Consider the following 11,182-nt stretch of genomic DNA (forward strand, 5'->3'; position numbering starts at 1 on the left):
TATTATCCTCGCTAAATTAATATTTATTACCATTCCAAAAATTGTTAGGGAAGTCAGGTCGATGTCCGTGGCCAAATCCTTCAGGTCGACGGCCATTAAAATCAGGACGACAACGTCCATCGAATGGCATGTTTCGCATATTTTTGTGCATCTCATGTCGCATGTTTTTGATTTCTTCATCAGTCATGTCATCATGCATGTTCATCATTTGATCACGCATATTGAGCATGGCCTTGAATTTGTCTGTTGGGTCGACAAATTTAGCAGAATTATTTTTGAAATCCTCATCCCAGCCGTCTGAGATTTTTTGAAGATAGACACTGAATTGTGATTTTTCATCTTCAGTCAATCCAGCAAAGAAAGTTTCACTATAATCTTCATTTTTAAGTGAAGCATTATCCTCAGCCTTTTGACGGCCGCTATCAGTTAGATGAACATGCTTAGTTCGTTTATCTTTTTCATCTTCGGTCCGGGTGATGTCACCATTAGTTTCCATTTTTTTCAATAGTTCAGCGATTGAACTGGGACGGAGATCCAAAACCTCAGCCAAGTAGTTTTGAGTTAAACCATCTTCAAGTTTTAGAATAGCCAGAACTCGTTGTTGTCCAGTTAGTTTCTGTTTTTTTTGTCCCATGTAGAAATTGCCTGCTTCACTGATAAAGCGCAGTTGTTTCATTAAGTCTTCTGTAAGTTTACTCATATTTAAATATCCTCATTTCATTAATTGTAATTTGTTTCGGTACCGAACTTTATTGCAAAATGAATTATAGTTCGGTACCTAATTAAATGCAAGCTTTTTATTTATTTTAGAAGTGAAACTAATTATTTGACATTGAGTAATAAAATGAATAATATGGATAGATGATAAAAATTACTATTTAGACACACTTATAATGCCACCGAGAGTAAACAACAAGTTCACTTGCGTAAAACCAGTTTGTGACGGCTTTTGAGCCGAAACCCGCGCCTCAAAATATGGGACCATATAGTTTTGACTATGAGTGAAGTACTGGGAGTATTTGTACCTAGTTTTGAATATTCAATAGCAGATAATAACCCAATATATAGCTATTTGATTTATTTATATTCTAGATTTTTTATCATGGATTTAAGAATATTAATTAAAAGTTGAAAGTTTAGTTAAGTATGCCGTTTCCAGAGCTGATAGTATTCAATTGCTGCGCGGAACCCCACGAGCCTTGGGAAGTGGTCTCGAACCTCGGTTCTTCCAACTAATTTATTTTTTTAATGGCAGGAACAATAAAATTAAGATTTCTGATTATTTAAATAAATTAGCTCTATGTCTGTAACAAAAACGGTTATGTTAATTTTTCACATTTCAATCTTTAGAAATTAATTAAAAATTTAAACTAATATTGAATGATTAAGTAGCACATTGTTTCAATTGATGATCTATTTATTAAAGAACCATTAGTCGGAAGAGCTGAGAAATATTTATGGGCAGTGGAAGTGGCGTTAGAGCTTCAGCTCTTACACCACCGGGCGTGTTTGGAGACTTACCGGTTTGTGGTAAGGCTTCAAACCGAGGCTCGAGACCGTTTCCCAGTCTCGAACCGGTCCGCACAGCCAGTGAATATTTCTCAGCTCTGGAGACGGAATATTTAATTTGCACCATATGTATAGCAAAAAATAAAACAAAGAGGTTATTATAATGGCAAAAAAATCAAAAATTGCTAGAAACAAAAAACAAATGGAATTGGTAGCTCGTTATGCTGAAATTCGTAAAGAATTAAAGGCTAAGGGGGATTACATCGCTCTTTCTAAACTACCAAGAGATTCAAGCCCAGTTCGCTTAAAGAACCGTGATTCATTAGATGGACGTCCACATGCTTATATGCGTAAGTTTGGAATGTCTCGTTTGAATTTTAGACAATTAGCTCATGCCGGTCAGATTCCGGGTGTTAAAAAAGCTAGTTGGTAAGGAGAAAATTATTATGGAAAAAATGACTACTGCAACAGCTTATCGTCAGTTGAAAAGTCCTAACAAAAAGACTCGTAAACGTGCTTTACGTGCCATTAAAGACAGCAAACGTAAATAAATAAATATTTTAATAATGTGATGGAAACGCTTTCCTTTCCTGTTATAATTAATTTGTGAAGGATTTAATTATATGGGAAAAGAGGGGGACAATTATGGCTAATGCAAAAAAGAAGAAGCACAGCTTTCCTTCCGCGTATACTGTTATCATTATTGTTTTACTTATGGTTCAAGTTCTGACGTTCTTTATTCCTTCAGGTAAATATAGTACCTTGGAATATAATTCGGGCTTGGATAAGTTTGTTATTACCGAAGCTTCCGGTAAGACGATTAAAGAGAGTGCCACACAAAAGACACTCGATAAGTACAAGATTAAAATTAAGGTTTCCAAATTTAAGGATGGTACGATTTATCGTCCAGCTGCCATTCCTAACACGTATCACGAAATCAAAAAACCAAAACGTGGGGTTTTCGGAACTATCAATCAATTTTTGACGTCACAAGTTCAAGGTATTGTTGATAGTGTTGATATCATTGTTTTCGTGCTGATCCTTGGTGGGGTTATCGGGGTCGTTAATAAAACTGGGGCAATGAACTCCGGAATGATGCGGCTGTCTGAAAAACTAAAAGGTAAGCAGAAATGGTTGATTGTTATCGTTACGGCGTTAATTGGTTTAGGTGGGACCACATTTGGTATGGCTGAGGAAACAATTGCCTTTTATCCAATTCTGATTCCAATCTTCCTGTTGGCGGGATACGATACTTTGACCGTGGTCGCGGCGGTATATTTAGGTACCGCGATTGGTTCAATGAGTTCAACAATTAATCCATTCTCAACAGTTATCGCTTCAAACGCTGCTGGTATCAACTTTACAGATGGGATGCCAATGAGAGTTCTGATGTGGGTCGCATCAATTGGTATTTCAATTATTTACACGATTCACTATGCTGAAAAAGTTAGAAAAGACCCTTCTAAATCGTTCGTTGCTGACCAAGCGGATGCAGATAAGGAAAAGTTTTTAGGTGATTTGGATCTGGATAGTAAAGGCGATTTCACGATGCGTCAGAAATTATCATTAATTGTCTTTGCGTTAGGTTTCGTAGTTATGATTTATGGTGTACAACAATTAGGTTGGTACTTTACAGAAATTGCTGTTGTATTCTTGGCAGTAACTTATGTTTTGGTTTTCACGGCTGGTTTAAAAGAAACTCAATTCGTCGACAGTTTTGTTTCCGGGGCTGGAGATTTGCTTGGAGTTGCTTTAACAGTTGGTTTGGCTAGATCAGTTGGTATTGTAATGGAAAATAGTTTCGTTAGTGATACCATCATGAACTACTTTAGTAACCAAATTAAAGGTATGAACAGTGTCTTGTTCATCTGTGTACTATTCTTCGTTTACATTATCCTTGGATTCTTCATCCAATCATCATCAGGTTTGGCTGTACTATCAATGCCAATCATGGCACCATTGGCCGATGTAGTTGGAATTGACAGATCCATGATTATCAACGCTTATAATTGGGGACAAGGATTGATTGGACTAGTTGCACCTACTGGTCTGATTCTAGTATCTTTGGCAATGGTTAACGTTGGATTTGATAAGTGGATGAAATTTGTTACGAAACTTTTAATTATGATAGTTGTTTTGATACTGATTTTCTTGAGTGTCGGAGTATTGATTTAGAAAATTGAATATATTAAATAATCCCTTTTACGATTTTGAATGAAATGTTAAATTCATTCGAATAATCGTGAAGGGATTTTTTTGTCCAAAAATATTAAGAGCAATATATGAGACTAAATAAGCAATATTTGACGATGTATGTAAGCGCTTTTCAAGATACTATATCAATGTTGATTAAGAAGACGTCTTAACAAGATACGGAATAGAGGTACTTACATGGCGAGTGATTTTTTATGGGGTGGAGCAATATCGGCTGCACAAACTGAAGGTAATCAGAACAGAATGAAGAAACAATTGTCAAATTTTGACATTCTTCCAATGGATGCTCGACGATTAAAATTGGTTTATAAAGATGATCATAATAATATTTTTAATACATATGAGACAGACCATCATCCAAGTGAACGTGGAATTGATTTCTACAATACGTACGAGGATGATATTGATTTAATGCATGAATTAGGTGTTAATGCGTTTAGATTTTCAATTTCGTGGACCAGACTTTTTCCAACAGGCGAGGAAGATGTTCCTGATGCTAGTGGAATGAATTTTTATCGAAGAATTGTCGAGAAACTGAAAAACTATGGCATGGAACCTGTCGTAACATTAAGCCATTTTGAAATTCCAGTTAATCTGATTAAAAAATATGGCGGTTGGTCCAGTCGAAAAGTGATCTATTTATATCTTCGATATGCCACGACAGTTATGAAGGAATTCGCGTCAAGTGTTAAATATTGGATACCATTTAATGAGATGAATATGATTTTGCATATTCCTTTTATTGGTGGGGGATTAGTTTTTGAAAGTGATGAAAATATTCTTCAAAGGGAATATCAAGCAGCGCATTATCAATTGATTGCTAATGCATTAACAGTAGAAATCGGTAAAAAAATTAATCCCGATTTTCAATTTGGATGCATGTTGGCAGCAGGGCGTACGTATCCATATACACCGAAACCAGAAGATGTTTGGGCAGCAAATTTAAATGATCGAAATGCATTGTTATTCTCAGATGTACAAGTGCGAGGAAATTATCCAACGTATTTTGAATATTTTTGTAAGGTAAATAAATTACAATTGGATATAACAAGTGATGATTTGAAAATTTTAAGTGATAACACAGTTGATTTTGTGTCATTCAGTTATTATTCCAGTGCCTGTTCAGCATCTAAATCTGAAGGCTTAGAACATGTGGCGACCAATGGTTATCAAACACTTAAAAATCCTTATTTATCAAATGAAAATAGTGTCTGGCAAAATGATCCAATTGGTTTGCGAATTACGTTGAATCAATTGTATGAACGATACGAAAAGCCGATGTTTATTGTTGAGAACGGGATTGGAACAACTAAGGATAAATTGGTTTCGGGAAAAGTTCATGATTCATATCGAATTGATTATCTACGAAATCATTTTGAAGAGTTGAACAAAGCTCGTAAGGAAGATGGAATTCCGGTAATAGGCTATCTAATGTGGGGTGTAATCGACCTTGTTAGTGTCAGTGAAGGGAAAATGTCTAAGCGCTATGGGGTTGTATATGTTGATTTAGATGATATGGAACAGGGCTCTAATAAACGTTATAAAAAAGATAGTTTTTATTGGTATCACGATTATATTCAGCAACAAATAGCAGGGGGAATAGAAAATGACTAAAGATTATTCAAAATTAGCAAGTGGTATTGTGGCCAGTGTCGGTGGACAAGAGAATATTAATTCATTAGTCCATTGCGCTACGAGATTACGTTTTGATTTGAAAGATGATAAAAAGGCTGATCAAGAAGCAATTGAAAATTTAGCAGGTGTTGTCACAGTTGTTGAAACTCCAACCCAATATCAAGTGGTTATCGGAAATGAAGTAGAGCATGTTTTTAATGCAATTATAAAATTAGGTGTAACTAATGGCGATTTTGATGCCGCAGCACCAACTTCTACGCCTGATAAAAAAGAAAATAACCAAAGTATTTTCGGCAAGATCATTGATGCAATTACAGCTTGTATGACACCAATGATTCCCGCGCTAACAGCTGCCGGTATGATTAAAGTTATTCTTTCAGTTGCCACGACGTTTAAATGGATGAGTACGGCAGCGCCAACTTATCGAGTTTTGAACATTATGGGGGATTCGGCATTTTACTTTATGCCAATCCTATTGGCCATTAATGCTGCAAAACGGTTCAAGGTAAATACATCGTTAGCAGTAATCGTTGCGGGAATATTCTTGCATCCTGATTTCACTGCCTGGGTTGCATCAGGAAAACCAATTTCATTTTTAAGTGTGCCAATAGCACCAGACACATATGCTGCCACTGTCATTCCGGCTTTATTGATGGTTTGGGTAATGGGCTACATTGAAAAAGGTGTTGATAGAATTACTCCAAGTTCCTTGAAAATTATCCTTAATCCAACTTTAGTTCTGCTAATTAGTGCTCCAATTGCTTTAATAGTGATCGGTCCTCTAGGAACATATGCTGGTGCCGGATTGGCCTGGATAATCAATATTCTCCAAGGTCGTTTAGGATTTATTATGGTTACTTTGCTAGCGGCAGGAATGCCATTCATTGTTATGACAGGTATGCATCATGCTCTAACACCTATTTTTCTTTCAACATTCGCAGCAACTGGTCATGAGTCATTGATTCTTGTTGCTCAAGTTTGTTCTAATTTAGCTCAAGGTGCAGCAGCTCTGGCATTCGGACTAAAAACAAAGAAGCCTAGTTTAAAATCTTTAGCAACATCTTCAGGTATTTCAGCAATTATGGGGATTACGGAGCCAGCAATGTACGGTATTAATTTGAAGTATAAGAAACCACTTATCGGTGCAGTGATTGGTGCTAGTGTGTCAGGATTATACGCTGGGTTGATGGGAGTTACTTTGTATGTACCTCAAAATAGTTTTATGGCAATTCTCGGATTGAACGGAGCCAAGGGTTTACCCAATGTTATCAATGGTGTAATTATGATGATTCTTTCATTGACCGTCTCGTTTGTTGCCAGTTTGATCTTGTCAGACGATAAAACTAAGAAACAACCAGTGGCAAAAAAGGAAACTGATTTAAATGTTTCGGCAGTTAATTAATTGGAAAAAAGGTAAACAAAAATATTGATGTCACGATACAAAATGTGATTTAGTTAACGCGTAGTTTGGATTAAATATTTCTCCATTCATTGGGACTATCTGTTTGTTAATATCTTCGATTCTGAAGAGGTCATATTTAATTAAACTAACTAAAGGTTGAAAGTATAGTTAAGTATGCCGTTTCCAGAGCTGATAGTATTCAATTGCTGCGCGGAACGGCCGGAGCCAAAAAGCGGTCTCGAACCTCGGTTGAAGCCTCGCAAAACCCGCGAGTTTTCAACACGCCCGGTGGTGTAATTGCTAAAGCAATAACGCCACTTTCGCTGCAAATGAATACTCTCAGCTCTTCCAACTAGTTTATTTTTATGGCGGGAAGAAATAAGATGAAAAATTCTGCTTTTTTAAATGAATTTATTTTATGTCTGTAACAACAATGGTTATAGTAGCTTTTTCAACTTTCAACATTCAATTAAACTAATTAATCCAAAAATAGGACGGTAGATGATGCAGTTATGAATAACGAAAAAATTATTACTATGAATGATTTAAAATCTAATGATCCTAGTTATTTAGAAACTATTTTTTCAATTGCTAATGGTCATTTTGGCGTGCGTGCCAGTGATCCCATAGCAAGTTCGGATTCTGCGGGAACAATTGTTAATGGTTTTTATGAAATGTCAGAGATAAATTATGGTGAAAAGGCATATGGTTATGCTGAGAATAATCAGACAATTGTCAATTTACCGGATATTCGCGCTATAAAAATCTTTGATTGTGATGATCAAGAATTTTCCCGTTCAGAATTGAAATCGGCAACTCTAGATATGAATACTGGTTTATCGACCTCGATTTATGATGTATTCAATCCTGATAACCAGGCCATTGAATTAACTTTACAAGCGGTTCTACAACAGACTGATACGCATGTTTTGGGCTTACGCTATACGATTAAAGCGATTGATTATACTGAAAAAATTAAAATTATTAAACATCTAGATATAAACAATGATACTGATGAAACGGATGATCCGAGAAAATCTCGAGTATTACATACAGTCAACTACGAGAAAAGTGAACCTGATAACTTTTGTGAGATATTGACAGCAAAGACACAAAAAAGCCAGATGTCTATCGATTTGGCAATTTGTGCACAGGAGTCATTAGAAAAAACCGTTGAATTAAATCAAATGGTTAGTTTTGATATTATTGGTTTAGTGGGAGATATTAATACTAAGTTGGAAGTTGTTAAAACCAGTTTTTCTGAAATTTTAGCTGATTCAAAATCATTTTGGCATGAATTCTGGCATAACAGTGAAGTTAATATTTCTGGCGATGACGGTCTGAATCAGGCTATACATTATAATTTATTTCAATTAACCTCATCGACAGGTAGAGATGGAAAAACCAACATTCCAGCTAAAGGACTTTCTGGAACTGGATATGAAGGTCATTATTTCTGGGATACAGAAATGTATATGTCGCCATTCTTTGCATATACCAATCCTGAGATTGCCCGAGAGTTAATTCTTTATCGATACAGTATTTTAAGTGAGTCCAAGAAGCGTGCTCAAGAATTGGGTGTTGCTGAAGGTGCACTCTTTGCTTGGCGTACGATTAATGGTAGTGAGGCAAGTGCTTATTACCAGGCAGGAACCGCCCAGTATCATATTGATGCCGATATTTCATATGCTATTGATCGGTACTATAAAGTTACGGCAGATACAGAATTTATTAAAAAATATGGTTTTGAAATCGTTCTAGAAACAGCAAGATTCTGGCACTCATTTGGTAGCTATAATAAAAAAGGTTTCTGTTTCTTTGATGTTACGGGTCCTGATGAATATACAGCAATAGTAAATAATAATTATTATACTAATCGTATGGCAAAGTTTAATATGGAATTTGCCGTGAAATTGATAGACAAGTTTCCTGATCAGGCTAAAAAGCTTGGTGTGACTCATGACGAATATGTAAGTTTGAGTGCAGCTGCTGACAAGGTATACCTTCCTTATTCTGAGGAAAAACAAATCAACGAACAAGATGATAGTGCTTTTGAGAAACCAATCTGGCCATTTGAAGATACCCCTAAATCAAACTATCCGTTGTTATTGCATTATCATCCATTGAATATCTATCGTTATCAAGTCAACAAACAAGCAGATACTTTATTAGCCGACTTTTTATTTGATGACATTTCTAGAAATCAATTGAAACGCGAATATGATTATTATGAAAAAATCACGACACACGATTCATCACTTTCGAGATCTATATTTAGTGCTCTAGCAGCGAGAATAGGATTGAAGAAAAAGGCATATGGTTATTTCATGGATACCGTAAAAACAGATTTAATCGACTTACAAAAAAATACAGCAGATGGATTGCATGTTGCCAATCTGGGTGGCAGTTGGTTAACAATTGTTATGGGTTTCGGTGGTATCAGTATCCAAAATTCGATGTTAACAATTAAAAATAGCTTGCCAGATGAATGGAATGGCTTATCCATTCGAATTAGATTTCAGGGAAGACTATTAAAAATTAAGTATCATCATTCTGAAACCATTATTGAAATTTTGGATGGCGAACCGTTGGATATAATAGTTGATGGAGGTAAAAAAAGAATTAAGTAACTGCTAAAGGTTGAAAGTATAAGTAAGTATGCCGTTTCCAGAGCTGAGAGTATTCATTTGCTGCGCGGAACGGCCCGAGCCAAAGAGCGGTCTCGTTCCTAGGTTGAAGCCTCGCAAAACCCGCGAGTCTCCAACTCACCCGGTGGTGTAATTGCTGAAGCAATAACGCCACTTTCGCTGCAAATGAATACTCTCAGCTCTTCCAACTAGTTTATTTTTTTAATAGCGGAACAGTAAAATAAGGACTTCTGCTTATTTAAATAAATTAGCTCTAAGTCTGTAATAATGGTTAGATTAAATTCTCACCTTTCAACCTTCAGGTAACTGATTGTCTTTGGTAGAATTAGAGCAATAAGGGGGGATAAAATGACTATTTATTTAGAAATGCCACGTTTGAATCCAGATTTAGGATTTAGATTTCTTAAAAATAAAGGTGATATTTTAACAACTCCCCATTGGCATCGAGAGTATGAACTGATTTTAATAACTAATGGCAAAGTAAATTTGGGAATCAATGACAATCAATATCAGTTAAAAACTGGTAATATGGCATTTTTTAAAAGTGGTGATGTTCACTATATTGTTGCAACGCCGGAAACTAACCGTTATGTGTACCAATTTGATATGTCTCTTTTCAACGAGACGATTGTTGAAAAGATTCATCTAGTGAATAAGTTGAATGAACTTTCGCAGGTCAGTCTATTCTGGGATGATAAAATCAATGATAAGATGAAAGAAATTTTATTAACAATAGCAAACGAAGAGGATTCGGATGGAGTGGATCGAGATTTTGTCGTTGAAGGTTTAATGTATACGTTGGTAACACTAATGATCCGAAAATTGCCTAAGGATGATGAAATTCAACAACCTAAGATAAATATTAAGAGTAAGGCTATCCTAGAAACGCTAAATAAGGTATTCAGATTTGTTGAAGTGAATTATCAAGAAAAAATAACTTTAGAAGATGTTTCGATGACGGCCGGATTTAGTCCATATTATTTCACACGTTTTTTTAAGAAAAACGTTGGGCAAACATTCGTTGAATTTTTGAATAATTATCGAATTGATAAAGCCAAATGGGAAATCATCAATACCGACGTATCCATCAGTAGTATTTTGAATCAATAAGGCTTTTCAAGTAATAAAACGTTTTATAGAGTTTTTAAGAATCAGGTGGGCATAACGCCAAAACAATATCGTATGAAGTATCATATCGGTAAGTAAGTGTACGTTTAATTATAGGTAAATTACGCAAAACAGAGTTATATCACACCTAAAGAATCAAATATTTAGGTGTGATATAACTCTGTTTTGTTGATTCTAATATTTAATCGGGTCATTTAATGATTAATACAAAAGCTTTAAAAATAATTACCAAGATACTTCTATAATCAAGTTTAAGAAAGAGTTGCAGTCAAAAATACCAGTTCTTTTAGTGTTTTAACTAAAGGTTGAAAGGTGAAAAAGTGATATAAATATTGCTGTGACAATCCTAAATTCAATTTATTTACCAATTTATTTAAATATCAAAAGATTACAATTGGACAGTCCTATGATAAACAAACTAGTTGGAAGAGCTGAGAGTATTCATTTGCAGCGAAAGTGGCGTTAGGACTTTAGTCCTTACACCACCGGACGTGTTGAAGACTCGCGGGTTTTGCGAGGCTTCAACCGAGGTTCGAGACCGTTTTCCGGCTCGGGCCGTTCCGCGGTGCGCCCGGCATGGGCGCTAACTAGGAGGTGAAAGTCCTCTGTGAGCCGATGTAGTCGGAATCACTAGCTAAGGGCAAGG

The 11,182-nt window shown here is 35.7% G+C and carries 8 protein-coding genes and 1 pseudogene; 8 read left to right on the plus strand and 1 reads right to left on the minus strand.

What is annotated here, in order from left to right:
• Positions 1-16 precede the first annotated feature (16 nt).
• Positions 17-700 (minus strand): MarR family winged helix-turn-helix transcriptional regulator, encoded by a 684-nt coding sequence (locus tag FFM71_RS05100; RefSeq protein WP_137611095.1) that lies wholly within the window; start codon positions 698-700, stop codon positions 17-19.
• A 972-nt stretch (positions 701-1,672) separates the two neighbouring features.
• Here FFM71_RS05100 and rpsN point away from each other — a divergent pair.
• From rpsN to FFM71_RS13890, 8 genes and pseudogenes are all read left to right on the plus strand, one after another.
• A complete protein-coding gene (gene rpsN / locus FFM71_RS05105) occupies positions 1,673-1,942 on the plus strand; it encodes a 30S ribosomal protein S14 (RefSeq protein WP_041501369.1) in 270 nt (89 codons plus the stop codon).
• A 13-nt stretch (positions 1,943-1,955) separates the two neighbouring features.
• Positions 1,956-2,060, plus strand: a complete 105-nt coding sequence (locus FFM71_RS13370; protein WP_171000476.1) for a putative metal homeostasis protein — start codon at positions 1,956-1,958, stop codon at positions 2,058-2,060.
• Positions 2,061-2,154: 94 nt separating this feature from the next.
• On the plus strand, positions 2,155-3,684 hold the full coding sequence (locus FFM71_RS05110) for a YfcC family protein (protein WP_171000477.1): 1,530 nt from the start codon (positions 2,155-2,157) through the stop codon (positions 3,682-3,684).
• A 216-nt stretch (positions 3,685-3,900) separates the two neighbouring features.
• Entirely contained in the window at positions 3,901-5,337 is a 1,437-nt protein-coding gene (locus FFM71_RS05115) for a family 1 glycosylhydrolase (protein ID WP_137611096.1), read from the plus strand.
• Entirely contained in the window at positions 5,330-6,760 is a 1,431-nt protein-coding gene (locus tag FFM71_RS05120; protein ID WP_137611097.1) for a PTS transporter subunit EIIC, read from the plus strand. Before FFM71_RS05115 ends, FFM71_RS05120 begins: the two co-directional genes overlap by 8 nt.
• 512 nt (positions 6,761-7,272) lie before the next feature.
• Positions 7,273-9,390: a glycoside hydrolase family 65 protein gene (locus tag FFM71_RS05125; RefSeq protein ID WP_137611098.1), complete on the plus strand. Its 2,118-nt coding sequence runs from the start codon at positions 7,273-7,275 to the stop codon at positions 9,388-9,390.
• A gap of 366 nt (positions 9,391-9,756) precedes the next feature.
• Entirely contained in the window at positions 9,757-10,518 is a 762-nt protein-coding gene (locus tag FFM71_RS05130; RefSeq protein WP_137611099.1) for an AraC family transcriptional regulator, read from the plus strand.
• Positions 10,519-10,524: 6 nt separating this feature from the next.
• Positions 10,525-10,614, plus strand: a pseudogene (locus FFM71_RS13890) (AraC family transcriptional regulator); the annotation flags it as partial.
• Positions 10,615-11,182: the final 568 nt, after the last annotated feature.

Origin of the sequence: Companilactobacillus huachuanensis, from assembly GCF_005404815.1 — a bacterium.
GTDB classification, from domain to species: domain Bacteria; phylum Bacillota; class Bacilli; order Lactobacillales; family Lactobacillaceae; genus Companilactobacillus; species Companilactobacillus huachuanensis.